Below are 24,603 nucleotides of genomic sequence, written 5' to 3' on the forward strand. Positions count from 1 at the left end.
GGTCACTCCAGGCGCGCCGTCGCGCGCGCCACCGCGCGCAGGATCGGCTCCATGAAGACGTCGTCGGAGAGGATCTCGCCGATGGCCACCGCGAAGAACTGGATGCCCACGCAGACGAGCAGGAAGCCCATGATCCGGCTCAGCGCGTCCATGCCGACGGGGCCGAGGAAGGACACGATCCGGTTCGCTTCGCGCAGGACGACGAACGAGATCCCGGCCACCGCGGCGATCCCGGTGGCGATGGCGAGGTGGCCCGCGAAGCCTTCCGCGCCCGCGGCCATGCCGATCGTGACGGCGATGGCGCCCGGACCGCTCAGCATGGGCATCGCCAGGGGCGTGAACGCGATCCCAGCGCCCGGACCGTCCTTCTCGACCGGCAGCGGCTCGTCACCGGGCGTCAGCATGTTGAAGCCGATCCGCGCGACGATCAGCCCGCCGGCGATCCGAACCGCTGGCAGCGAGATCCCGAAGAACTGCATGATCAGCGCGCCCGCGACCAGGAAGACGAGGAGCACCCCGGCCATGTAGACGCTCGCCTGGTAGGCGGTCTCGTCGCAGCGTGCTTTCGAGTAGCCCTTGGTGAGGCCCAGGAAGACGACCGCGGTGCTGAAGGGATTGGCGATCGGGAGAAGCGCGATCAGCGTTCCCAGGACGGTCGTGAAGAAAACGCCGATCAAGCCGGTCCCCTCGCTCCTCGCATGCCGAAGACGATAACGAACGCACCCGCTCACGCCTCGCGGGCGTTCACGCACCGCCGTGCCGACGCCAATCGCGCTAGGAGATGCGAGCGACGCGTTCACCGATCGGCGGCGCGAACACGAGGAGCACCCCGAGCAGTGCCAGGGTGAGCGCCGTTCGACCCAGCCCACCCGCGGTGGGCACGGACGGGGCCACCGCGCAGTTTGCCGTCGCGAACCCGAAGCCCGGATCGCCGAGTCCGAGGAAGTCGTCGAAACCGACGGAATCCCATTCGGTGGACGGATCGAAGGCGGGAACGCCGTGCGGCTTGGCGCAGTCGTAGAAGCTCCGGACGAGCGTCTGGTCGCGTGTCGACACCCCGTTGCCGCTCCACTCGGAGCCCGGATCGAACCCGATCTGGCCGATCGCATCGACGATCTGTCCCGAAACCCGGAGCACGACGGCGTCGTCTCCGTTGAAGTTCAGGTCGGTTGTCGTCTGGTCGGCGAGGGGTGCGACGCCGGTGCCGTTCGGATTCGCGAGGACGAATACCTCGCCGGGCTGGAGCATCGCAGGGGAAAGCGAGATGGCGGTCGTGGGCGTCGGCGAGCCGTTTCCGTAGATCTCGACCTGGGCGTCCGTGAGGTCGACGGCCGTTGCGGAGATGGCATTCTGGATCTCGACCGCCTTGTTGTTTCCCGAGCCCTCGACGTACTCCGAGAACACGAGCGATTGGGCATGCGCGATCGAACTCCAGAGCAGACCGAGAGCGAGCGCCGGAACGAAGAGTCGGAGGGGGGCGTGGAGCATCGACGGCATCGGGGAGATCCTCCTGGATCGCTGCCAGTATATGCGGGCCAGAGCCCGATCGGCGCTGCCTGCTGCGGTGCACTACACCACTGATAAGATAGATTATGTCAAATATGGGATCGGGTCGGATCCGCGGGACAGGCTCAGGTCGACCTCGCCGAAAAGCCCTTCTGGATGGCCCTGATGGCCCGAATGGGCAGAAATCCGTTGAGTTCCGACTGACTCGTCAGTAGGCTGATCTGCATGGCCCCTGGCACATCGATTCCCCCCTCGATGTCGAGTCCGCGCGGCGATGAACGCCGTGACGAGGTCCTGCGCGCCGCCATCGACGTCTTCGGCGAAGCGGGCTTCTCCGGCGGACGGATCGACGACGTGGCTCGTCGCGTGGGCATCCGTCGGCCCTCGGTCCTCTACCACTTCCCGGACAAATCCACGCTCTACCGCGCAGCACTCGCGCGGGTGGTCACCGAGATCACCGACCGGGTCGTCGCCACCGAATCCGAGCCCGCCGGACGTCTGGAGACGATCGTCGATCGCTGGGTCGACTTCGTTCTCGAGCATCCGTGGGCGGCGCGTCTGCTGCTGCGCCAGATGATCGAGGAAACCCCCGGTGTGGCACCGGACGAGACCGTCGGCCCGGTCTCGACGCTACTGGCCTCGCTCCAGAAAGCGCTCGACGATCGCGCGGTCGGTCGCGTCGACGCGAGCGAGTTCGCTTTGATCCTCTCCAGTACGACTCTCGTCTGGGTTGCGTCGAACCGCGCGGTCCAGGACACGCTGGGCCTTCGGACGCTCGCGCCCGAGGCCGTCGAGCGTCACCGCGCGATGCTCGGCGCACTCGTCCGACAGCTCGTCGAAGCCGCGGCGGTCGCCGATGATCCCGCCGAGGCCGCTGCGAACGCCCCGATCACGGCGTCGGGAGCCGGCCCGCGTGTCCGGCTCGAGGATTCGCCCGTTCCCGCCATGCCCAGCCGAAGGACCACCCCATGATGAAGGCGCCGACGCCCTGCTCTCCTCGTTCTCGGCTCCGTACGTTATCGGTGGTGCAGGTCCTGATCGTCTTCGGACTCGCCGCGCCGGTCCTCGCCGAAGACGCGTCGCTCGCCCCCTTCAGCGGTCAATGGGCGCGAATCGTGGACGAGGTGGCGGACGAGGCGCGCCTCGAGAGCATCGGGACGGCGACCGGCGACCTCTCCTGGATCGTCCGGAAGATGGCGACGGGTGTGCTCGAGAAGACGACGAGCCCGCCTCGGGAGCTCGCGTTCGAGTGGGACGGTGAAGCGCTTCACCAGCGCGTGCGGGGGCCGAACGGGGAATACGATCGGCCGGTCGATCCCGGTGCCGGCCCGACCCGCCAGACGGATCCACGGGGCGAAGAGACGACGATCGAGTGGCGGCGGACGACGGAGGGCCTCGAGGTCCATTGGCAGCAGTCCCAGGCCTTCGGTCGCAATCTCTACCGGGTCGACGAGGTCAGCCAGACCCTTCATGTCGAGCACCGCATCCAGGTGACCGCGATCGACGGCATCGACGAGATCGTCTACGGCGCGCGCTTCGGGCGCATGACCCTGCCGCCGGTTTCGGCCGCACCGCTCGCGCCGCCCGGCTCGGGCGACGGCGTCGACGTCCGCTGACTCACCCTCACCCCTCCCCCACCGCCGCCGTGGCGAACCGCGGCCGTGCTGGCGCGCCGCCCTGAGCCCCTGCGATGCGCGTCTGAAACGAGTGTTTTTACCCTCGTTTTTGGGATTCGCGCTCATCTCGTCGCCGAAGACTGGCCGCGAGCGCGCCGAACGGCTACAAGCACGGGCGATTCCTGTGCGCAAATCAGGCTTTGTGCACGGTGATCTCGAGAGGGATGCATGGCGGCCAGCAAGAAGAAGGCGGCGAAGAAGCCGGCGAAGAAGAAGGCTGCAGCCAAGAAGAAGGCTGCAGCCCCCAAGAAGAAGAAGGCTCCGGCCAAGAAGAAGGCCGCCAAGAAGCCGGCCAAGAAGGCGGCTGCGAAGAAGAAGGCGGCTGCGAAGGCCAAGGCACCTGCCAAGAAGGCGGCCGCGAAGAAGAAGGCGGCGCCGAAGAAGGCGGCCGCGAAGAAGAAGGCGGATCCGAAGAAGGCCGCCACCCGGAAGGCGCCGAAGAAAGCCGCCGCGAAGTCGGAAAAGGAAGCGTCCAAGAAGAAGGCCGCCGCCAAGGGCAAGGCGGCTTCCAAGGACGGGGCCACGCCCGCCAAGAAGGCGAAGCCGAAGAAGGCCGTCCAGCCCTCGGGTCCGCGCCACCCGAAGCTCGGGTACAAGTGGACCTGCTTCGAGTGCGCCGCGAAGTTCTACGACCTCGGTAAGGAAGAGCCGATCTGTCCCAAGTGCGGCGCTGACCAGCGCGATCGGCCGCCGGAGGCTCCGAAGCCCGTCTCCGAGGTCCCGAAGCCGAAGGTCGTGCGTCCGATGGCGCAGCTCCTCGACGACGAAGAGCCGCAGCCCTCGCCCGACGACGAGGTCGAAGAGACCAAGGCGCCCGGCGAAGAGATGTTCGACGACACCGAGGCCGACGACGGCGGCCTCGACATCGACGACGACGCGGGGCCGGACGAAGGCGCCGACCCGCCGGAGATCGACGAGCTCTAGCCGGGCCCGATCGACACGCGAATCAGATCGTCGTGAGCCGCTTCACGTGGCGCATGAGGCCCTGGCCGAGGTTCGCCCGCAGCTCGAGCTCACGGTCGAGCTCGCTGAGCTCGTTCTGTCGCTCGGCGACGCCCGCAGCGGCCCGACGGATCGCGCGGCTCGTGTGGGCGGTCTGCGCGAACTGCTGGACGTTTCCGGAGACCGATCCGAGGTCGCCCTTGGGTCGCGTGCGCTGGCGCTTCACCGCCTCGAACTTCGCTTCGGAGCCGACGAGCTCGGATTCGAACGCGTCGCGAAGCGCCTGGATGTCCTCGGTCGAGTAGCTCTCGTAGGGGCGGTGGCCCTCGGACTGGCGCTCGATCTCGAGGTTGCGGTGATAGTTGAAGCCACCCGCGCCGACGAGCAGCACGAGCAGGAAGAGCAGCGAGCCGCTGGCGCGGCCCGCCGTACGGCGAGCGTCGTGTCGGGAAACGGTCATCGCGGACCTCCGAGGCGCGCGAGGGCGCGCGGCACTCCCCGATTCATCGGCGACGGTCGCGCCCTGCTCAACCGGTGCCCCCGTTTTTTCAGCGGGGAACGGCAGCCCGCGCGCAGCGCGCACGCAGGACGCCGGAAGCGCGCCGAAGGCGTCGCGGCTCGCGCGCAGCGAGCACGCCGCGCGCCCGAGCAGTCTCAGTAGAGAAGCCGGTAGGCCTGCAGGCTGCGCATGACGCGCTTCACGTAGCTCCGCGTCTGCGAGTAGGGAATCGCTTCGACCCACTCGTCGTCGGGGCGCGCATCGCCCTCGACCCAGTCGGTGACCACGTGCGGGCCGGCGTTGTAGCTGGCGATGGAGGCCGACAGCTTGGTCGGGAATTGCGCCGAGAGTTCGGCCAGGTAGAACGAGCCGAGCTCGATGTTCGTGCGCGGATCGAAGAGATCATCGGGATCGAAGCCGCGGCGCCCGCTCCGGTCCGCGAGGCGCGCGCCGGTCTCGCGCATGATCTGGAGCAGCCCCCGCGCGCCGACCGGGGACACGACCTTCGGCCGGTAACCGCTCTCCTCGCGCATGATCGAATACACGAGCTCCGGATCGACGCTGCCCTCGTCGGCGGTCGCCTCGTCGACGAGCCCCTCGAAGGCCGAGGGCCAGGCGTACCACCAGAGCTCCTCGAGGCCGGCGACCGGGCCCCGCGCGAGATTCGCGCTGTAGGCGTCGACGATCACGCGCTGGGCGCGATTGAAGTCCCCGGCCGAGGTCAGCAGCCGCGCGAGCTCGACGCGATCGTCGAGGCCGCGGGCGCGGCGCGTGAGCGACGCCGTCTCCTCGGCACCCGCCTCCGCCAGCCCCGCCTTCATCAGGATCCGGACCCGCTCGAGGGCGCTGCCCGGGAGCGCTGCTCGCCCGACCGAGATCGCGTGCGCGGGGCGGGCCACGTCCTGCCGCCCGGTCGCGATCCGCGCACGCCAGCCGTAGTAGGCGAGCGGGAACTCCTCGGCGATCTCCGCGAGGATGGCGTTCGCCTCCTCGGGCCGCCCGGCCTTCTCGAGCGCGCGAGCGTGCCAGTAGCGCGGCCGCAAACGGTCGATCGGATGGGAGGTCGCGTCCGCCAGGGCCTCGAAGCGCTTCGCGGCCTCCGCGTGCCGGCCGAAGCGGTAGTCGCTCCAGCCGAGCCGCCAGAGCGCCGCCCGCTTGTTGCCATTGCCCTTCGGATCGTTGGCCAGGATCTCGAAGTGCGCACGTGCCTCGTCGTCGCGATCGCGCCCGTCCAGGAGGAGCGCGGCGAGGTAGTGGGCGCGCATCTGGTTGGGCCCGGACTTCTTCGCGAGCTTCTCGAACGCGGCGATGGACTCCGGTACGCGGTCCGCCCGGGCCATCGAGCGCGCCGTCCAGATCGGCGTGTCCCCCGTCTGCGGCAGCGCTTCGAAGGCGGCGACGGCTTCCGGATAGCGGCGCATGCGGAAGAGCGTCTGGGCGCGCTGCTTGCGGGCGCGACGGGTCTCGGCTTTGGGCAGTCCCATCGCGAGCGCACGATCGTAGGCCTCGAGGGCCTCGTCGTTCATGCGCTGGCGGAAGAGTCGGTCGCCGCGACGCCGCCAATCGCTGGCGCGGCGCAGGCGCTCGCCCAGGTGCGCTTCGATCACGTCGAGGCGATGACTCGCCTGCTTCGCCTCGTCGGTCGCGGGGTGCGCATACCAGAGAAGGCGCCAGGTGATCCCTGCGGCGCGGTCCTCGCCGGAGCGTTCCTCGCTCCGCGCGACCTTCCGGAGCAGCGCGGCGCGCTGGTCGTCCTCGTCGGTCGCCGAGAGCGCCGCCGCCCAGGCCTCGCGGGCCGCGGCCTCGTCCCGGGTCCGGACCAGGGCCTCGCCGACGAGCTCGTGGAGCGGAGCGCGCAGCGGCGTCTCCGCGAACTCGGAGAGCGTCGCCGTCGCGATCTCCCGGGCCTCGGTCGGGCGACCGCGGTCGAGCTGCAGTCGCGCGCGCAGGAGCCCCGAGTGGTCGCCGACGATCGGGTGCCGCAAGCCGATCTGGGCGTAGAGCCAGTCGGCGTGGGCATAGTCCTCGGCCTCGATCGCCGCGGCCGCCGCGCGGAAGAGCGCCGCCGGGTCGTCGAGCATCGCCTGGCTCTGTGCGCGCAGGACGGCATCCGCCGGGGGCGTCGGCAGGCCGCCCGGCACGTCGGCCGCGACCGCTGCGTCGGGATCGAGGGGGGGCACCTCCGTCGACTCCGCGCCCCGTTCGGACACCGATTCCACAGGCGCCGGGACGACGGTCGCGCCGGATTCGAGCGGCGGCTGGATCTCGCCGTCGACCCGCGCCGAGACGACGCTCGACAGCAGGCCCGTCGCGACGAGGGCCAACGCGATCGCGCGGATCCCGCGGCCTGCCGCGTGGCCCTGCGTGTCCTGCGTCCCCTGCGTCATCGTGACCATCCTCGCCGACTCCTCATCGCCGCCGTCGCATCCGGACCTCCGATTCTGGCCCTGCATGCGATGCTGTCAATCGGACCGATTCCACACGGCGTTTCGTCCAGGGAACGAAGCAAAGCGGGGACGCCGGCCTCGGAAGTGAGTGGCCCACATTGAGGTGAAGGGCACGCAAAGTTACCGTTCACCCGCTTTGCTCCCCCACCCGATCCATTCCGCGTTGCGGAGGCCCCTCGTGGGGTTGGCCGGCCTGCTTGCGGGTCTCCTGCTGGCGTGTGTGCCCGAACCCGCGACGCGCCCCGCTCCCGCCAGCACCGCCGAGGCCGGCGCAGAAGTGCCCGGGGCGCTTCGTCCCGATGCCGGATCGGCCGAGGCCGCCCCCCTCGCCCGCGGCCTCTGGATCCTCGCCGAGGGCAGCGAGCGCGTCCTCGACGCCCCTCGCGAACGCCTCGGCCCCCTGCTGGATCGCGCGGCTCGACTCGGCGCGACGGATCTCTTCGTCCAGGTCTACCGTGGAGGGCGGGCCTTCTACGCTGCCGGGCCCGGGATCGAACGGACGCCTGCGGTCGACCCGCTCGAAGCGGAGGGCGTCGACGGCCTGCAGCTGCTCCTCGACGCCGCCCGTGCGCGGGGCTTCCGGGTGCACGCCTGGGTCAACGTGCTCTCGCTCTCGACCCGACGCGACGCGGCGTTGATCGGGCAGCTCGGGCGCGAGGCGATCCTCGTGGATCGGTCCGGTCGGTCGGTCCTCGACTATCCGGACTTCGACGTGCCGCAGCCCGATCGACGGTACTACCGGATGGGCACGCGGGGGCTCTATCTCGATCCCGCGGTGCCGGCGGTTCGCGACCGGCTCGTTTCGACCTTCGTCGATCTGCTCCGCCGCTACCCCGACCTCGATGGTCTCCACCTCGACTACATCCGGCATCCTGGCGTCCTCCCCTTCGCCCCCGGTTCGCGATTCGGGGTGGGCCTCGAGTTCGGGTACGGCGCGGTCTCGCGTTCCCGATATCGAAGCGAGACCGGGCGCCCCGATCCGATCGACGGCGCCGGGCCCGGTGTGGTTCGCGGCGCCAACGCCTGGGACGCCTGGCGAAGGGAACAGGTCACGCAGCTCGTCGAAGCGATCGCGCAGAACGCGCGGGCGACGCGGCCGGGCCTGGAGATCTCGGCGGCGGTCATCGCGTACGACGATCGGGCGTACCTTTCGTTGGCCCAGGACTGGCGGGGCTGGCTTCGATCGGGGGCCCTCGATCGCGCGATTCCGATGGCGTATACGCTGGACGACGCGCTGTTGCTGAACCAGCTCGAGAGCTACGCCGGCTGGCCCTATGCCGATCGCATCTGGCCGGGCCTCGGCGTCTGGCTCTTCGACGACGCGCCGGAGCGGGCGCTCGACCAGCTGGCCCAGCTGCGCGAGCTCGGCTTCGGGGGGGAGGTCCTGTTCTCGGACGACGCGATCGCGCAGAGCCCGGCCCTCCTCGACGCCCTCGCGACGACGGCACCCGCGCGCCGCGAGGAGACGCGCCCTTGACCTCTTCGTGCCGGGAGGCGGACCCGCTCGCGGTCCTCGAGGACTACGACTTCGAGCTGCCCGAATCGTCGATCGCCCAGGTGGCCCTCGAAGAGCGGGACGCGGCGCGTCTGCTCCTGCTCGACCGGGAGACCGGCGCGCGCGTCGCTGGCGGCGAGGACGTCCGGGTCCGGGATCTCGTCGGCTGGCTTCGCCCGGGCGATCTGTTGGTCGTGAACGCGACGCGGGTGCTCTCCGCGCGCCTGGTCGGTCGCAAGGCGAGTGGCGGGGCCGCCGAGGCGCTGTTGCTCGGTCCGGATCCCGAGCGTCCCGGGACCCACCGCGCGCTCGTGAAGTGCACCGGTCGCGTCCGCGAAGGCCTCGAGCTCGTGCTCGGCCGCGGCGACGGGCTGCCGGCCACGATCGAAGCGCTCCACGGGCGCGGGGAAGTGTCGTTGCGTTTCGCGTCGGACGCGGATCCCTATTCAGAAGGACAGGCGCCGCTCCCCCCGTACATCCGACGCGAAGGGGTGGACGACGCCGAAGCGGACCTCGAGCGCTATCAGACGGTCTACGCGCGCGAGCCCGGGGCGATCGCGGCACCGACGGCGGGACTCCACTTCACGCCCGCGCTCCTCGCGGCCCTCGAAGGGCGCGGCATCCAGCGCGCCGAAGTCGTCCTGCACGTGGGCGCAGGGACGTTCCGCCCCCTCGACGACGAAGCGATGACCAGCGGCCTGCTCCACGAGGAGGCGTTCGTCCTGCCCGAGGAGACGGTGGCGGCGGTCGAGGCGACGCGTGCGCGCGGCGGCCGGGTCGTCGCGGTGGGGACGACGAGCGTGCGGGTGCTCGAGAGCCAGGTCGGCGAGGACGGCCGGCTCGCGGCGGGACGCGGCACGACCCGGCTCTTCCTCCGGCCGGACGGGGCGCCCTTCCGCGTCGTCGACGCCCTCCTCACCAACTTCCATCTTCCGCGCTCGTCGCTCCTCCTGTTGGTCGCGGCCTTCGTCGGTCGCGAGCCGATGCTCGAGGCCTATCGGGCGGCGATCGCCGAGGGGTTCCGGTTCTACTCGTACGGCGACGCGATGCTGATCGCGCCCGGTCTCGCCGAGATGGCGAAGGAGCGCTCATGAGCGTGATCACCCGCGCCGAGGGCTTCGCGCTCGAAGTCGTGGACCGGGAAGGTGCGGCGCGGCGCTCGCGGCTCACGACGCCCCACGGCGTGATCGAGACGCCGACGTTCATGCCGGTCGCGACGTATGGCGCGGTTCGCGGCGTGAGCTTCCAGGAGCTCGCCGAGGCGGGCGCGCAGATCCTGCTCTCGAACACCTACCATCTCCATGAGCGCCCGGGAGAGGAGACGGTCGAAGCCCTGGGCGGTCTGCACGGCTTTACCGGTTGGGACGGGCCCTGGCTCACGGATTCCGGCGGCTTTCAGGTCACGAGCCTCGCCGACCGCGCGAAGATCGACGAGGAGGGCGTGACCTTCACGTCGCCCCTCGACGGACGCCGTCGCCAGCTCACGCCCGAGAACACCATCGCCATCCAGGAAGCCCTCGGCTCCGACATCGCGATGGTCCTCGACGAGTGCCTGCCGATCGATCACGACGAATCCGGACGAACCGACCCGCGCGAGATGCAGCGGGCCATGGAGCGGACCCTGCGCTGGGCGGAGCGCGCCCAGGCGGCGCGCCGACGCTCGCAGCAGGCGGTCTTCGCGATCGTCCAGGGCGGGGCCTCGGAGGCGCTTCGGCGTGCGAGCGCCGAGGCGACCGCGGGGATCGAGTTCGACGGATACGCCCACGGCGGCCTCGGGCTCGGCGAGAGCCGGGAGGAGCGACGCGCCGCCGTGGCGACCGCCAATGCGGCCCTGCCCGACGACCGCCCCCGCTACCTGATGGGTCTCGGCCGCCCGATCGACCTCCTCGACGGGGTGGCCGCGGGGGTCGATCTCTTCGACTGCGTCGTGCCCACCCGCAATGGTCGCCACGGCCTCGTGTTCACCTCCGAGGGCACGATCAGCCTGCGCAACGCCGGCTACGCCCGCGACCAGGACCCGATCGATCCCGCCTGCACCTGTCCGGCCTGCCGAAATCACAGCCGGGGCTACCTGCGCCACCTGGTGAAGACCGGTGAGTCGCTGGGCCGCCGACTCTCCGCGCTCCATAACCTCACGTATTACTTGAACCTTCTCACGCGGGCGCGGGAGGCGATCCGCGCGGGCCGTTTCGCGGCGCTCCACGCCGAGGTCGGGGCGATCGCGGACGTTCGGCTCTAGCGGGGCCGCTCGGCGGGCCCGAGGGCGGGTGCGCAAACCGGCACATCCGTGCTGCTCAAGGCCTGCTTGCGATTCACCGATTCAACTTCTGATGCTGTATCGGAAAACGCGGCCGGACGATGCGAGGATCGGAGGACACGGCGTGGTGAGCACTGGGCTCGCTCGCCTCGGTCCGTCCCACGTCGCGGGGGCGATGGTGCTCGTCCTCGGGCTGGGCGCTGCCGCCCTCGGACTCTCCGCCGGATGGACGGCCCTGCTCGTCGCCGTCGCCGTGTTCGTCGGCGCGCGTCGTGTCGAGGACGCGATGGCGCGGGCGCGTGATGCGGCGGACCGGGTCGTCGACCAGGCGATCGGCCTCGAGTCCCCTCCCGTTCCCGACGACGTACCCGAGCGCTGGCGGGAGGAGTGGCCTGCTCGGGCGGCCCACCTTCGCCAGGCGGAGACCCTCCTCTGGCGCGCTACCGCCCTGCCGCCGCTCGTCGACGAACGCCTGGGGCGCCTGACCGACGCAGCCAGTCGTCAGGAAGAAGCCATCGAAGAAACCGCCTCGCTGGTCGCGAACATGCGTCAGTCGATGCGGGAGGTCGCCGACCAGGTCGAGAAGCTCGAGGATTCGTCCGACCAGTCGGCCGCTTCGGTCCTCCAGCTCGGGCAGTCCGTCGACGAGGTCGCCGATAGCACGGCCTCCCTCCATGAGCGGGTCGACTCCTCGACGAGCTCGGTCCACGAGATGAGCGCTTCGATCCGACAGGTCGCCACCAGCGCCGAGCAGGTCCAGGGCATGGCCGAGTCGACCGCGGCCGCGGTCAGCCAGATGGATCGGTCCATCCAGGAAGTGTCGAACCACGCGGTCGAGGCGGCGACGCTGACCGATCGCGCTCGCGAGGGCGCCACCGACGGTCGACAGGCCGTACAGTCCACGATCGAGGACATCGAGCGGATCTCCACCCTCACCAGCGACGCGATGGAGCGACTCGACGGTCTGGTCGGCCGGATCTCCCAGATCGGCAGCATCCTCGGTGCCATCGACGAGATCAACGACGAGACCAACCTGCTCTCGCTCAATGCCGCCATCATCGCGGCCCAGGCCGGCGAGCAGGGCAAGGCCTTCCTCGTCGTCGCGAACCACGTGAAGACCCTCGCGAAGCGGACCGCCTCGTCGACCCACGACATCGAGCGGCTGATCGGCGGAATCCACGAGGAATCGAGCCGGGCGGTCGACGCGATGCGGGCGGGGATCGAGGCCGTCAAGACCGGCGTCGAGCGTTCGCGCGGCGCCGGGGTCGCCCTCCAGACGATCGAGGAAGCCTGCAGCGACGCGAGCGAGCGCGTCGCCGAGATCGCGAGGTCCACCGCGGAGCAGTCCCGCAACTCGAAGGGCGTCGCCGAGACGACCCTCCAGACGTCCATGCAGATCCAGCAGATCTCCGAGGCGATCGAGGAGCAGCGGAGCGCGAGCGAGTCGTTGCTCGCGAACTCGGAGGTCGCCCTCACCAGCTGCCTGAACGTCCACCGCGCCACCGACGAGCAGCGCGCGACCAGCCGCCACATCACGACCACGATCGCCGCGATCAGCGAGCGGATCCGCGACATCGGTGAGCAGACGCGGAATCACGCCGAAGCCAGCGACTCGACGAGCGCGGCGGTCATGCGCCTGCTCGACAACGCGCAGGAAGCCGCCTCCAACGCTGCCCCCATCCGGGAGCTCTTCGACGAGCTCGCGCCGGCGCCGAGCGGCGGCGAATCGGCCTCGGACGGCGCCTAGCGCCGATCGGGATCGAGGGCGACCGCGAAGCCCGCGTGTTCCGGAAGCGTGTCGCCCAGCGCGGCGGGGACCACCTCGAGCCGCTCCGCCTGCTGGGGCCAGAGTCGCTCCGCGAGTCGCGCACGCAGGGGGGCGAAACAGAGCGCCTCGCCGGCGGCCACGGCGATGGTCCCGAGCACGATCCGACGGGGCTCGAGCAGCATCACGATCGTGGCGATCCCCTGCGCGAGATCGTCGAGCCAGATCCCGAAGACCTCGTTCGCCCAGGGGTCGCCTGCGCGTGCCGCCTCCACGACGTGTTCGGGCCGGAGGGCCGCGCGATCGCCGCCGGCCCGGTGAACCGCTTCCGAATCCGCCGGCGCGATCGTGCGGAGATGATCCCGCCAGGCATTGCCGCCCGTGTACGCCTCGAGACAGCCACGCAGCCCACAGGCACACAGGCGTCCGCCCGCGACGATCGGGATGTGACCGGGCTCCCCCGCTGCCCCGAAGGCCCCTCGGATCAGCCTCCCCTCCGAGAGGAATCCACCGCCGACGCCGGTCGACATCGTCAGGTAGACCAGGTCGTCGGTGCCCTGCCCGGCCCCGAATCGCGCCTCGGCGAGCGCCGCCGCATTCCCGTCGTTCTCGATCCGCGTCGGTGCGCCGAGCGCCTCCGCGAGAACCTCGGCCACGGGGACGTCACGCCAGCCCGGCAGATTGGGGGGATTGATCAGCACCCCGGCGCGCGGATCCGTCGGCCCGGGAACCGAGACCCCGATCCGCGTGAGCGCCTCGCGCGGGACGTCCGCCTCCTCGAGCAGCAAGCGGGCCTCGTCCACCAGAGCGTCGAGATCTGCCCTCCAGTCGCCCGAGAGCGGCATGGGCCGGCGTCTCGACGCACGTGTCCGTCCCTCGGCGTCGCCCACCGCCAGCACGACCTTGGTGCCTCCGATGTCGATCCCGAGCAGCAACGCCCTGTCCTCCGCGGGCCGGATGCCCTCCGGGGCTCCGGCGCAAAGCTATCACAATCCCGCTGAAGAACCGGAGCGGTCCCGCCGATGAGAATGACATTCACCGCCGGGGACCTGCGGCACATGCTGCGTGTTCCCGGTCACGTTCTCCGGAGATCCGCCATGACGTCGACCGCCTTCCGCTTTCCGGCCCGCGCCCTCGCCCTGATCGGCCTCGTCGCCCTCGTCCTCGCGAGCACGGGCTGCGCCTTCGGTGAGTTCCGCCCGACGGATCCCTTCGACCGCCAGCTGAGCCTCGACCGGGCGCAGCACCGCTACACGGTGCTCGTCCGCTTCTCCGACTTCGCCCGCGCCGGCGCCTTCGTCGCCGAGGAGCACCGCGAGGAGTTCGCGCGCCGGATGAAGGCGCTCGATGACGCGCGCTTCACCGACTACGACTCGGAGAGCGTCGAGCTCGACGAGGAGAAGGAGAAGGCGACGGTTCGCGTCACGTACACGATCTACACGCCTTCGCTGCCCTACGAGGTCGAGGTCGCCGAGATCCAGGAGTGGAGCCGCGACGGGATGGGCAACAACTGGCGGGTCGTCTCGACCTTCGAAGGTCTCCAGCAGCTCGTCGCCAACTGACCCACGGATCCTCTCACGCCCCCGCCTCGAGTGATCTCCATGTCGAAGAAATCGCGCATCCTGCTCATCGATGACGTCCCGATGTTCCGTGAGCTGGGGCAGGTCTTCCTGTCGCGTAGCGGACCGGTCGATCTCGCCGACTCCGGGGTCTCCGCCTTCAAGAGCGCCGAGCATCGCCCGCCGAGCGTGGTGATCGCGGACATGCACCTGCCGGACATCGACGGGGCCGAGCTCTGTCGCCGCTTCAAGGAGAACCCGGGCCTGGGCTGTCCTCGCGTGGTCCTGCTCGCACGGCCGGACGCACCGGAGGACCACGCGGAGGCGGTTCGCGCCGGGGCCGACGACGTGCTCTTCAAGCCGCTCGAGCGCGACGCGTTGATCAACGCCGTCCGCCGCCTCGTCGACTTCGACACGCCGCGCGGTCTCCCGCGCGCCCAGATCTCCGAGCGCATCGAGATCACGACCCGCGGCCGGCAGATCGAAGGGACGCTCCGCAACGTGAGTCGAGGCGGCGTCTTCGTCGACGCGGCCCTCGAGACGACGCTGGCCGAGGAGGTCGCGCTCTCCTTCAGCCTCGAGGGCAACGGCTTGGTCGCCCCGACGGCTCGCGTGGTGTGGGCGGAGCACGGTGAAGACGGCGTCGACCACGTCGGCCTCCGTTTCCTCGAGATCGATGCGCAGACCGTCGAGCGCATCGACCACTACGTGAGCGATCACTTCCCGCGTACGCCCAGCCTGCCCGCCTAGCGCGGTCCAGGCGCGGCGCCCGCCCTCCCCAGGAGACTCCCATGACGCTTCCGATCCGTTTCGTCCGTCGTACGGCCGCGCTCGTCCTCGCCGTCGCGCTCTCGCTCTCCGCGGGCCTCGCGTTCGCCGAGACCGAGGAAGAGATCCTCGCCAAGCGGACCCAGTGGCAGGAGCGCTACCGCGTCGCCCTCGGCAATCGCGAGATCCTGAAGGACAACATCGCGAAGCTGCGCAAGAACTATGCGCAGGCCCAGCGCCGGAACTACCCGCGCGGCGGCGCGCGGGAGGCGTTCCTGACCCAGGCCCAGGAGCAGGAAGTGCTGCTCGAGGAGACCGAGCAGGAAATCGAATCGATTCGAGAGGAAGCGCGGGCCGCGAGCATTCCGCCGGGCTGGCTCGCCGAGGTCGAGGACGAGTCGTTCGAGCGTCCCTCGCAGCCGGCCGCTCCGTCGAGCGACGAAGAAGAAGTCGATCGCGAAGGGCGGAATCCGATCTACTTCGACGACGACGACGACGCGTAGTCGTTCGGGGTCGCTCGAGGATTCGAAGACCGTCTCCTGAGGCAGGCGACGTCCCGCAGAGGCGAACCTCCGCGGGACGTGCCTCTCGACCTAGTAGTCGAAGTCACTCTCGGACATGGCCTTCAGCGGTCGCTGTCGGCGTTCGCCCTTGATCACGGACACGACACGGTCGCCCTTCTTGACGATCGTAAAGTGTCGGGTGGCCAGGCTGTCCTTCGGCTTCATGCGTCGACTCTCGATCACGGTCGGCTCGTCGGAGCCGTCGTCCATCCCGGTCGGGATTCGGAGAGAGACGCCATTGCGTCCGGACCGCGTGGTCCCGCCGGTCACGGCGACGGTGTAGTCCATCGACGTTCCTGCAGCGACCACGGCCCCCGCGACGGCGCCTTCCGGTGCCGTTCGAAGCGAGTCCCGTCGTGCGAGGATGCGATCCTCGTACGACTCCTTGGACTTCTCCACGTCGATCTCGGTGTAGCGCTCGTAACGCGAGAGCTTCCCCATCGATCGCCGCTTGGCTTCGTCGCGGTGCTTCGCCGGGATTCGCTTGGAATCATCGGTGAACGCGTAGGTCCCGTCTTCGGTTACCCACGAGTACACGTTGCCGGCAAAGGCGGGCCCGGCCAGACCGACGACCAGAACGGCTCCGAGGAGGAGACGTCCGAATCGCATCCCAGTCTTGACCTTCAGCATGAGCAATGCCTCCATGTCGAATCGTGGAGGCGGGCTCGCGATTGTGGCCGGTTTTCGGGACCGGTGCGCAGCAGTTGCACCCGCCCTGCCGATCCCCCGGGAGAGCGCGCCCCGCGCGTCGACTCGACGTCGACCCGGCGGTTCGCTTTGCTCCCGAGGATGGTACCCGTCGACCGCTCCCCGGGGTCTCTCGATCCTCGACTCGAATCCGCCCTGGCGGACGCGCGCGCGCTGGCGCCCTTGATCGAAGCGGAGGCCGAAGCGTCGGAAGCGGCGGGTACGCTCACCCCGAAGGTCGTCGAGTCGTTTCGGGAGGCCCGGCTGTTGCGTGCGTTCCTGCCCGGGGAGCTGGGTGGGGACGAGATCCCGCCCGTGGCGCTCGTCGCGCTCGTCGAGGAGGTGGCCCGCCAGGACGGCTCGGCGGGCTGGTGCTTCGGCATGAACGGGATCATCACCGGCATCTGCGCTTCGCGCCTCTCCGACGCGGGCATCGACCGCATCTACGGCGACGGGGATCCGACGCGGATCCTGATGGCCGGCGGCTTTCCTCCGCAGGGTCGCGCCGTACGCGAAGGGGACGCCTGGCGCGTTTCCGCGGACATGCGCTTCGGCTCGGGGATCCTCCACGCGGACTTCGTCGTCTGCACGACCCTCGAGATCGTGGACGACCAGCCGGTGATGGACGGCGCGATGCCGCGGATGCGGACCTTCGTCGTCCCGCGCGAGGACGTCCGGGTGACCGACAATTGGCAGGTCTCGGGCCTCGAGGCCACCGGCAGCTGCGACTACCACCTGGACGACCAGCTGCTCCCGGACGAGACGAGCTTCATCGCGAGCTCCCCCGACGCTCTGCGCGGTCCGGCGCTCTACGACCTGCCGATCCTGTCCGTCGCGAACGCGCCCCATACGGGCTTCGCCCTGGGCGTCGGTCGCCGTGCCCTCGAAGAGGTCGCCGAGCACGCCGGTTGGCGGCAGCGCCTCGCGAGCCGCTCGAAGCTCGCCGAGCGGGGCGCCTTCCAGCAGGCCTACGCGCGGGCGCGCACGCGGCTGGACGCGGCGCGACACCTCTCGTTCACCCGGTTCAGGGAGCTGGCCGAAGCCGGCGCTCGAGACAGCGGCGTCACCGCCGACGAGCGGGCCAATCTCTCCGCCGCGACGACCTTCGCGTACGAGACCGCGGTCGAGTCGGCGCGGACCGCCTTCGGCGCAGCCGGGGCCTCGGCGGTCTACCGGAACAACCGGCTCCAGCGATGCCTCCGGGACATCGAGACCGGCGCCCAGCACATCGTCCCCTCCGACGAGAGCTGGGAACGCGTCGCGCAGTACTGGCTCGGCCTGGGTGAGCCGGCGATGCTCTGAGCCCCGACATTCCCTTTTGTCGGCGATCGCTTACGCGGCGATTGACAAAACAGCGAAGCCCCATAGACTCCCGCTCCCCTCTCGTAGGGCCTGGATTTGTTGCGGGGTAGAGCAGCCAGGTAGCTCGTCGGGCTCATAACCCGGAGGTCGGGGGTTCGAATCCCTCCCCCGCTACCACTTTTTCTGTTTCGGCAGACGAGGAATCTGTTTCGGCAGACGAGGATTCTGTCTCGACAGACGAAGACAAGACGCCCGGAAGTGGACACGCTTCCGGGCGTTTCTGCGTTCAGGCGACCGGATGTGCCCGCCGCTCTCCGGGAGGGTCGGGACTCCGCTTCACGGACGGGCCTCGAACGCTTCGACGCAGTCTTCGACGGTCGGGCATCGACACGCGATCACCGTCTCCAGCACCGCCTTCATCTGCTCGGCCTCCGCGATCCGGGCCTCGATCTCGGTCAGCTTCCTCTTCGCGAGCCGTCGCCAGAGCTCACCGGGCGGTGTCCTCCGACCGAATCCCGCCACCAGCCGTGCGATCTCGGCGATGCTGAAGCCGGCGTGCTTCGCCAGCTCGATCAGGCTCAGCCGCGCGAGGATCGACTCGTCGTAGACGCGCCGCCCGCTGCGTCGCTCGGGCGGAGGGAGCAGGCCTTCGTTCTCGTAGTAGCGGATCGCGGAGGCGGCGATTCCGCTGCGCTTTTCGACCTCGCCGATCCTCAGCACCGGCATTCCGGACTCTCCCCATCCCGTGTCCGCCATCGCGCTCGTTTCGGAAGGGGCCGACGCGCGGGACCTTGACTTCGAGTGTACTTGAAGTGGCATGCTTCGCTGCGCTCGGGGATCACCCGAACGAGGAGGAGGACGCATGGAATCCGGACCGACGCGACGCGCCGAGGACGGGGGCCTCGATCCCCTCGCCGTCTGCAGCCTGCCCTCTGGCGACCTGGACGAACGACTCGCCTGGATCCAGCGAGAGATTCTTCCCCACGCCACCGCTTCCGAACGGCGGCCGAGGGGACGCGTCATCGAGCTGCGTGACGCGCCTGGACTCGCCGCCAAGCTGGATCACCTGATCTCGCTCGAGCGCGACTGCTGCGCAGGCATCGTGTTCGAACGCGGGGAGACCTCCCGTCCGGATCACCTGCGCCTCGAGATCCGGGGCGTCGATCCCGATGCGTCGGTCTTCGCGGTGCTCGACCCGACGGGCCGGTCGGACGCGACTTCCGTTCGGATCGGGAAGGCCGTCGGCTTCGGCGCAATCGTCAGCTTTCTCGTATGCTGCGTCCTCCCGCTCGCGGCGGGCACGATCTTCGGCGCCGCCGCGGTCGCGCCGATCGCCTCACTGGATGCGCCGGGCCCCATCGCTTTGGGGGCGCTGGTCGGGTCGGCCGCCGCGTGGAGGTGGCAAGCCGTACGCTCCCGCTGCTGAGCGGACGACGCAGGGAGGGGCTCTCCCTGTCTCTGTCTGGAGCGCATGATGCCCGATCGCCTCGCATGCCCCGTCTGCTCGATGGACGACCTCCTCGAAAGGGAGGACGTCTGGGAGTGCACGACCTGCGGCCACGAGTGGTCGCGGGAGCGCGTGGTGCTCGACGCGAACGGACATCCGCTCGCCGACGGAGATGCCGTGACCCTCGTGAAGGACCTGAAGGTCAAGGGCAGCTCGAGCACCCTCAAGGCCGGAACGAAGATCAAGAAGATCCGGCTCGTCGACCCGGCGCAGAACGCGGATCACGACATCGATGCGAAGACGCCGGAGGGGATGGGCGTCCTGATCCGGTCGAAGTGGGTGAAGAAGGCGTAGGCGCCCGATCCTCGAACGACCGCCCCGCGTCGTCGTGCGCCACCCGGCCGAGCCGCGTTTCGAACTCCGGATCGCACGAACGGAAGCCCAGCAGGGAGTGCGCGTCCTTCGGGAGCGTCTTCGCCACGTCGAGCGGAACGGTGAGCGGGTCGTTCTCCTCGGCGCGCATGGTCCGGGCCCAACTCGGATGGAACAGGCGCCCGGACTCCGGGCCATCGCGAGATCGTGGGCCCGGGCTGCGAGCCCCGGTAGCCTTCGGACATGCCCCTCTCGATCGAATCGACCGGACAAGCCTGCGGCGCACGCGTCACGGGCCTCGACCTGACCAAGCGCCAGGGCGACGAGACCGTCGCGGCCCTGCGCGCCGCCTGGCTCGAGCATCACGTCCTCGTCTTTCCCGATCAGCCGATCGACGACGACGACCTGGAGCGCTTCGCGCTCTACTTCGGGCCCTTCGGTCACGATCCCTTCTTCGGGCCGATTCCGGGGCGCGAACACATCGCCGCGATCCGCCGCGACGCCGACGAGACCTCGCCGCTCTTCGCCGAGAACTTCCACTCCGACTGGAGCTTCCAGGAGAAACCGCCCCAGGGCACAGTCCTGCGAAGCGTCGTGACGCCACCGAGCGGGGGCGACACCCTCTTCGCGAATCAGCACGCCGCCTACGAAGCCATGCCGGCGGCGCTCCGCGAGCGGATCGCCGGACTCCGCGCGATCCACTCCGCGAAGATCCCCTATTCGAAGGAGGGGACCTACGGCGAAGGCGATCAGGCGGCGCGGAGCATGGACATCCGCCCCTCGGACGAGGCCCTGGCCGAGTTCGTCCATCCCCTCGTCCGCGAGCATCCCGAGACCGGCCGCCCCGCCGTCTTCAGCACCCTCGGCTACATCGTCGGAATCGAAGGCCTGTCCCAGGACGAAGCGCTGCCGCTCCTCAAGGAAGTCTACGACTGGCAGACCCGCGAGGACGTGATCTACCGCCACGAATGGGCGCCGGACATGCTCGTGATGTGGGACAACCGGAGCGTCCTGCACGCCGCCACCGGCGGCTACGAGGGCCACGATCGGTTGCTCCACCGCACGACGGTCGGCAGCGCCTGACGAGCGCCTCGCGCGCGAGCGCCCCGGCTCAGGCGAAGAACGCCTCGATCGTCTCGCCCATGTAGGCGATCCCCGCATCGTCGATCCCGTGATTCGAGGGCAGGATCAGCCCCTGCTCCATCACGCGATCGCAGTTCCCGAGGCCGCCGGGCGCGATCCGGTGCGGCTTGTCCCGGAAAGCGGGCTGCCGCGCGACGTTGCCGCTCCAGACCATGCGCGTGTCGATCCCGTTCGACTCCATGTGTTTCTGGAACTCGCCTCGGCGAACGCCGGAATCCGGGCGAATCAGGAACGGGAACATGTGCCAGGCGGTCTCGATCCCGGGCGTGACGCGCGGCAGGACGAAGACGTCGGGGCGCTTGGCGAGGATCTCGGTCAGGAGTTCATAGTTGCGCTGGCGCCGGGCGAGGTTCTCCGGGAGCTTCCTCATCTGCACGCAGCCGAAGGCGGCCGAGAGCTCGCTCGGCTCGAAGTTCCACCCGACCTCGTCGAAGATGAAGAGGTCGTCGTACTCCAGACCGTCGAGGTCGCTGAAGAAGGTCCGGGTGCCCTTCTGCGAGCCGAAGAACTTGGGCTCGGAGCGGCGGCCCCAGCGGCGGAGCGTGAGCGCGCGATCGACGAGGGCGTCGTCGTCGAGGCAGACCATGCCGCCGGTCCCGGCGGCGGTGATGATGTGGGAGAGCGCGAAGCTCGTGACGGTGATGTCGGAACGCGTGCCCGTCGGCGTCCCGTCGAGGGTGGCGCCCAGGCAGTCGCAGCTGTCCTCGATCACCTGGAGCCCGTGGCGGTCGGCGATCGCGCGGATGTCGTCCCAGTTCGGGCAGTTGCCGATCAGGTTCGGCGCCAGGATCGCCCTGGTCCGGGGTCCGATCGCGCTCTCGATCTGGTCGACGTCGATCTGGTACGTGTCCTCGGTCACGTCGACCAGGACCGGCACGAGGTTCGTTCGCAGGATCGATGCGATGTCCGTCGAGAACGTGAGGGCCGCCGTCAGCACTTCGTCGCCGGGCTCGAGCCCGAGCAGCTCTACGGCCAGGTAGAGCGCGCTCGAGCCCGAGTTCACCATGATCCCTCGGCGCTTGCCGAAGGCCTCGGCGACGAGCCGCTCCATCTCGCGCGTGTGCCTCCCGAGCCGGAGCGCCCTCGCGCCGCCGCGAAGCACCGAGACGACCGCCTCGATCTCCTCCTCGTCGTGGACGCTCCCCGCATAGTCGATCCGCTTCATCAGGAGCCTTTCTCGCGGTTGAGCGCGAGCGCATCGAGGCCCGACTCGGCGCGGTTCTCGTCGTCGACGGCTTCCGGATAGGCGGGTGTGATCGCGATCCGTCGGATCGTCTCACGCGCCGCGAGGCCGTTCACGACCTGCTCCGCGATCGAGGACGGGTCCATCATGCGCCCGTAGAGATACTCGAGCTTCTGCCACTTCTGGACGATCGGGATCATCCGCTCCATGTCGTTGGCGTGGCCGAATTCCGAGAGCGTGTCGCCGCAGGCGATCGAGGTGAAGCCCACGGCGTGGTGCTCCCCCTGCCACGCCTCGATCAGGCGCTCGAGGGCGATCTTGCTCACGCCGTAGGTGGCCTGGAAGGGGCGCGGCGGGGAGTCGTCGATCGTGATCGACGAGATGACGACCACGCGCCCGCGGGCGGCGTTCAGGTGCTCGATGGCCGCGTTGAGGATGAGGGAGAGGCCGAAGACGTTGGTCGCGAAGATGTCCTGCCACTCCTTTGCCGTGATTCCTTCGATCGGTCCGAAGGTGGAGATCCCGGGCGCGTAGACCACGCCGTCGAGCCCACCGAGCTCGGCCACGGCGGCGTCGACAGCACTCTTGCAGGACGCTTCGTCCCGCACGTCGCACGCCACGGCGAAGGCACGCCGTCCAGTCTCTTCGACAGTCTCGGCGAGGCGCTCGGTTCTCCGCGCCGCGACGCAGACGCGCGCGCCCTCCCGCGCCAACTCGATCGCCGAAGCCTTTCCGAGCCCGGAGCTCGCGCCCAGGACGAGGACTCGTCTTCCTTCCAGTCGCATCGAAACCAGGACCTCCTTCGCCGTTGCTCGGCGGAGGCACACGATATCGGACTGACCGGGTCGGGCTAGACGCGAGCCGTGCGGCGCGGCGCTACGTGCGGGCGCCGATCATCATGACGACGCGCCCGTCCTGCACGATCTCGTCGTGCTGGTTCACGAGCTCGATCGCGAACTCGACGATCCCCATCCCGGGTCGGCTGGAAGACGGCTTGAACGACACGGGCCGATGGCGCGTCCGCAGCGTGTCCCCGACGAAGACCGGGGCGAGAAAGCGCCACCGATCCCCGAGGTGCCCCGCGAATCCCGTCGACGGCATCGAGACCGACAGGAGATCGCGCAGGTAGTCGCCGAACCCCAGGCAGAAGGTCCACATCGGCGGCGCCACCCGCGCCCGGAATCGCCCCGCCTGCGAGAAGGGCTCGTTCAAGTACGCGGGATTCAGCTCCCCCGTGAAGCCCGTCCAGGCGACGAGATCCGCTTCGGTGACCGTCCGCCCGAGGCTCTCACCGCGTGGTCCGTACTCGACCATGTCGTCGGCGTGGATGGGGAGCGGCACTGCGTCCTTCGACCAGGGTGCGATCTCGAGGGGCGCGGGCGCCGGAGGCAGACTCGTTCTGCCTCGGGCGACGCTGACGGACCCGGAGGTCGAGACCTCCCCGTGCTGATTCACCACCTCGAATGCCGTGTCGAGCCGGTCCCCGCCCTCCAGCCCCTCGGTGGCCGGCGCGTCCGCCTCGTGCCAACGGAGCGAAAAGAGGTCGCCGATGTACACCATCTTCCCGAAGCGTACGCGAAAGCCTGCGACGTACGCGTCGCCGTCGCCGATCGCGAGGCGCTCCGGCGCGTGCTGCGCCAACGCACCGAGACTCCAGGACGCGGTGAGGAGTCCGTGGGCGATGGTCCCGCCCATGCCCTGCGCGGGGCCGAAGTCCAGGTCGAAGTGCATCTGCGCGTAGTCGCCGGTCAGGCTCCCGAAGCGCAGAATCGACGCGTCGGTCACGGTCCGGTGCCCGAAGGCTTCGCTCGGTTCGCTCATGTCTTTCCTCGAAGTCCCTCGGGCGCCCTCGGATCCCACCGCCGCGTGCGACACGAGTCACTCCGGATCGACGGCGCCTCCGCCTAACGTGCGACACCTGTGCTGTTTCGTACTCGCCCCGCAAGGGCTTCGATCCCGCGGGATGCGACCGGGTTGAACCCCCAGCGATTCCGCGTCCGATGCGAGTGACACAATACGGTGGACGCCGACGGGCACCTGACGGTATTTTAGCTCCAGGCGTTCTCGACTCGAAGGAATTCCGTATGGACTTCGAGCAGCTCCGAATCTTCCTGGTGCTCGCCGAGGAGCGTACCTTCCTCGGCGCCGCGAATCGCCTCGCGACGTCCCGCTCCCGCGTGCGACGCAAGCTCGACCAGCTGGAGGCCGACGCCGGCACGGCCCTGGTCTCGCGGGAGCAGAGCGGCCTCGTCCTGACGCCGGCGGGCGTCGCGCTGGCGAGGCGCGGACGCGCGCTGCTCGAAGATGCCCGACAGCTGATCTCGCACGTGCGCGAAGTGGGCGAGGAACCGACGGGAATCCTCAAGATCGCGCTGCCCTTCGCGCCGGCGCCGCCAGGCTGGGACGAGATCTGTCACTCGCTCCAGCAGGCCCACCCCAAGCTCGGTCTCGAGTTCATCCATGCGGAGAGGCCGGAAGCGCTTCTCCCCGGTCGAGCCGAGATCGCCCTGGGCTTCTCCGGCGAGCCCCCGGCCGGATGCCGGTCCATGATCGTGGGCGAGTACCCGATCCGACTCGTCGCGAGCGACGTGTACTTGCAGCGTCGTCGCCCGCCGGCGTCCCTCGATCAGCTCCCGTCCCATCGCCTCGCCGTCTGGCGCGGCCCGGAGCAGGCGCCGGAGGAGCTTCGGCTCCGTGAGGGTCGACCCCTGCCGATCGCGCCGATCCTGGTGAGCGACGATCCCCGTGCGATCCAGCGGGCGGTCTCGGACGGCGACGTCCTCGGCGTGCTGCCCGCGATGCCGAGCCTGGACGACCCGAGCCTCAAGCCGCTCTTCACCGAGTCGATCGCCGGCACGGCGACTCTCCGCCTCTCGGTCCCGGAGGTCCTCTCCGACCTGCCCCGGGTCGCGCGCTTCCTCGAGCTGAGCGCCACCCTCCATCCCCAGCCGGGCTGAGCACGTCCCCGGCCGACGCAGCGCGCTTCCAGTAA

25 protein-coding genes and 1 tRNA gene are annotated in these 24,603 nt (G+C 69.7%); 16 read left to right on the forward strand and 10 right to left on the reverse strand.

All coding sequences use genetic code 11. From position 1 onward, the window contains the following. Positions 1-2: 2 nt before the first annotated feature. Positions 3-677 carry a MarC family NAAT transporter gene (locus tag NXI30_06300; protein MCR9093806.1) on the reverse strand — a complete coding sequence of 225 codons (675 nt, stop codon included), beginning with the start codon at positions 675-677 and terminating at the stop codon, positions 3-5. A 97-nt stretch (positions 678-774) separates the two neighbouring features. Further along, a complete protein-coding gene (locus NXI30_06305) occupies positions 775-1,497 on the reverse strand; it encodes a lamin tail domain-containing protein (GenBank protein ID MCR9093807.1) in 723 nt (240 codons plus the stop codon). A 264-nt stretch (positions 1,498-1,761) separates the two neighbouring features. Here NXI30_06305 and NXI30_06310 point away from each other — a divergent pair, with 264 nt between their 5' ends. From NXI30_06310 to NXI30_06320, 3 genes are all read left to right on the forward strand, one after another. After that, positions 1,762-2,478, forward strand: coding sequence for a TetR/AcrR family transcriptional regulator (locus NXI30_06310; protein ID MCR9093808.1), 717 nt, complete (start codon positions 1,762-1,764; stop codon positions 2,476-2,478). A gap of 53 nt (positions 2,479-2,531) precedes the next feature. Then, positions 2,532-3,122, forward strand: coding sequence for a hypothetical protein (locus NXI30_06315; GenBank protein ID MCR9093809.1), 591 nt, complete (start codon positions 2,532-2,534; stop codon positions 3,120-3,122). A 228-nt stretch (positions 3,123-3,350) separates the two neighbouring features. Next, on the forward strand, positions 3,351-4,106 hold the full coding sequence (locus tag NXI30_06320) for an FYDLN acid domain-containing protein (protein ID MCR9093810.1): 756 nt from the start codon (positions 3,351-3,353) through the stop codon (positions 4,104-4,106). A 22-nt stretch (positions 4,107-4,128) separates the two neighbouring features. On the opposite strand, the gene NXI30_06325 is transcribed toward NXI30_06320, so the two are convergent. Further along, on the reverse strand, positions 4,129-4,584 hold the full coding sequence (locus NXI30_06325) for a hypothetical protein (GenBank protein MCR9093811.1): 456 nt from the start codon (positions 4,582-4,584) through the stop codon (positions 4,129-4,131). Positions 4,585-4,778: 194 nt separating this feature from the next. Then, positions 4,779-7,019: a transglycosylase SLT domain-containing protein gene (locus tag NXI30_06330; protein MCR9093812.1), complete on the reverse strand. Its 2,241-nt coding sequence runs from the start codon at positions 7,017-7,019 to the stop codon at positions 4,779-4,781. A 235-nt stretch (positions 7,020-7,254) separates the two neighbouring features. Between NXI30_06330 and NXI30_06335 the strand changes: the two genes are divergently transcribed. From NXI30_06335 to NXI30_06350, 4 genes are all read left to right on the forward strand, one after another. Next, positions 7,255-8,547 (forward strand): family 10 glycosylhydrolase, encoded by a 1,293-nt coding sequence (locus NXI30_06335; protein ID MCR9093813.1) that lies wholly within the window; start codon positions 7,255-7,257, stop codon positions 8,545-8,547. Next, positions 8,544-9,659 carry a tRNA preQ1(34) S-adenosylmethionine ribosyltransferase-isomerase QueA gene (gene queA / locus NXI30_06340; GenBank protein MCR9093814.1) on the forward strand — a complete coding sequence of 372 codons (1,116 nt, stop codon included), beginning with the start codon at positions 8,544-8,546 and terminating at the stop codon, positions 9,657-9,659. Before NXI30_06335 ends, queA begins: the two co-directional genes overlap by 4 nt. Further along, a complete protein-coding gene (gene tgt, locus NXI30_06345; protein ID MCR9093815.1) occupies positions 9,656-10,804 on the forward strand; it encodes a tRNA guanosine(34) transglycosylase Tgt in 1,149 nt (382 codons plus the stop codon). Before queA ends, tgt begins: the two co-directional genes overlap by 4 nt. A 145-nt stretch (positions 10,805-10,949) precedes the next feature. After that, on the forward strand, positions 10,950-12,569 hold the full coding sequence (locus tag NXI30_06350; protein MCR9093816.1) for a methyl-accepting chemotaxis protein: 1,620 nt from the start codon (positions 10,950-10,952) through the stop codon (positions 12,567-12,569). On the opposite strand, the gene NXI30_06355 is transcribed toward NXI30_06350, so the two are convergent. Continuing rightward, positions 12,566-13,522 carry an ROK family protein gene (locus NXI30_06355; GenBank protein MCR9093817.1) on the reverse strand — a complete coding sequence of 319 codons (957 nt, stop codon included), beginning with the start codon at positions 13,520-13,522 and terminating at the stop codon, positions 12,566-12,568. The genes NXI30_06350 and NXI30_06355 overlap by 4 nt on opposite strands. A gap of 162 nt (positions 13,523-13,684) precedes the next feature. Here NXI30_06355 and NXI30_06360 point away from each other — a divergent pair, with 162 nt between their 5' ends. The 3 genes from NXI30_06360 to NXI30_06370 are packed head-to-tail and all read left to right on the forward strand — an operon-like array spanning position 13,685 to position 15,417. Continuing rightward, positions 13,685-14,149, forward strand: a complete 465-nt coding sequence (locus tag NXI30_06360) for a hypothetical protein (protein ID MCR9093818.1) — start codon at positions 13,685-13,687, stop codon at positions 14,147-14,149. A 39-nt stretch (positions 14,150-14,188) separates the two neighbouring features. After that, positions 14,189-14,896, forward strand: coding sequence for a response regulator (locus NXI30_06365; protein MCR9093819.1), 708 nt, complete (start codon positions 14,189-14,191; stop codon positions 14,894-14,896). Between the two features lie 41 nt (positions 14,897-14,937). Next, on the forward strand, positions 14,938-15,417 hold the full coding sequence (locus tag NXI30_06370) for a hypothetical protein (protein MCR9093820.1): 480 nt from the start codon (positions 14,938-14,940) through the stop codon (positions 15,415-15,417). 90 nt (positions 15,418-15,507) lie between these two features. Here NXI30_06370 and NXI30_06375 read toward each other — a convergent pair whose 3' ends face one another. After that, positions 15,508-16,122 carry a hypothetical protein gene (locus NXI30_06375; GenBank protein ID MCR9093821.1) on the reverse strand — a complete coding sequence of 205 codons (615 nt, stop codon included), beginning with the start codon at positions 16,120-16,122 and terminating at the stop codon, positions 15,508-15,510. Between the two features lie 144 nt (positions 16,123-16,266). Here NXI30_06375 and NXI30_06380 point away from each other — a divergent pair, with 144 nt between their 5' ends. Then, the gene (locus NXI30_06380) at positions 16,267-17,466 is read left to right on the forward strand and encodes an acyl-CoA dehydrogenase family protein (protein ID MCR9093822.1); all 1,200 of its coding nucleotides are present in this window, start codon (positions 16,267-16,269) and stop codon (positions 17,464-17,466) included. A gap of 100 nt (positions 17,467-17,566) precedes the next feature. Beyond that, positions 17,567-17,643: transfer RNA gene (locus NXI30_06385), tRNA-Met, on the forward strand. Between the two features lie 159 nt (positions 17,644-17,802). On the opposite strand, the gene NXI30_06390 is transcribed toward NXI30_06385, so the two are convergent. Continuing rightward, positions 17,803-18,192 carry a MerR family transcriptional regulator gene (locus NXI30_06390; protein ID MCR9093823.1) on the reverse strand — a complete coding sequence of 130 codons (390 nt, stop codon included), beginning with the start codon at positions 18,190-18,192 and terminating at the stop codon, positions 17,803-17,805. 136 nt (positions 18,193-18,328) lie between these two features. Here NXI30_06390 and NXI30_06395 point away from each other — a divergent pair, with 136 nt between their 5' ends. From NXI30_06395 to NXI30_06405, 3 genes are all read left to right on the forward strand, one after another. Next, positions 18,329-18,892 carry a hypothetical protein gene (locus NXI30_06395; GenBank protein ID MCR9093824.1) on the forward strand — a complete coding sequence of 188 codons (564 nt, stop codon included), beginning with the start codon at positions 18,329-18,331 and terminating at the stop codon, positions 18,890-18,892. Between the two features lie 48 nt (positions 18,893-18,940). Then, positions 18,941-19,267, forward strand: a complete 327-nt coding sequence (locus NXI30_06400; protein ID MCR9093825.1) for an alkylphosphonate utilization protein — start codon at positions 18,941-18,943, stop codon at positions 19,265-19,267. 261 nt (positions 19,268-19,528) lie between these two features. Beyond that, complete coding sequence (locus NXI30_06405) at positions 19,529-20,368, forward strand: TauD/TfdA family dioxygenase (GenBank protein MCR9093826.1); 840 nt, start codon at positions 19,529-19,531, stop codon at positions 20,366-20,368. Between the two features lie 28 nt (positions 20,369-20,396). Here NXI30_06405 and NXI30_06410 read toward each other — a convergent pair whose 3' ends face one another. From NXI30_06410 to NXI30_06420, 3 genes are all read right to left on the reverse strand, one after another. Further along, positions 20,397-21,593 carry an aminotransferase class I/II-fold pyridoxal phosphate-dependent enzyme gene (locus tag NXI30_06410; GenBank protein ID MCR9093827.1) on the reverse strand — a complete coding sequence of 399 codons (1,197 nt, stop codon included), beginning with the start codon at positions 21,591-21,593 and terminating at the stop codon, positions 20,397-20,399. Further along, the gene (locus NXI30_06415) at positions 21,593-22,396 is read right to left on the reverse strand and encodes an SDR family oxidoreductase (protein ID MCR9093828.1); all 804 of its coding nucleotides are present in this window, start codon (positions 22,394-22,396) and stop codon (positions 21,593-21,595) included. Before NXI30_06415 ends, NXI30_06410 begins: the two co-directional genes overlap by 1 nt. A 91-nt stretch (positions 22,397-22,487) precedes the next feature. Further along, entirely contained in the window at positions 22,488-23,432 is a 945-nt protein-coding gene (locus NXI30_06420) for a MaoC family dehydratase (GenBank protein MCR9093829.1), read from the reverse strand. A gap of 263 nt (positions 23,433-23,695) precedes the next feature. Between NXI30_06420 and NXI30_06425 the strand changes: the two genes are divergently transcribed. Beyond that, positions 23,696-24,568, forward strand: coding sequence for a LysR family transcriptional regulator (locus tag NXI30_06425; GenBank protein MCR9093830.1), 873 nt, complete (start codon positions 23,696-23,698; stop codon positions 24,566-24,568). The last annotated feature ends 35 nt before the right edge of the window (positions 24,569-24,603 follow it).

The sequence above is a fragment of the bacterium genome (genome assembly GCA_024742285.1).
In the GTDB taxonomy this organism is placed as follows: domain Bacteria; phylum Myxococcota_A; class UBA9160; order UBA9160; family UBA4427; genus UBA4427.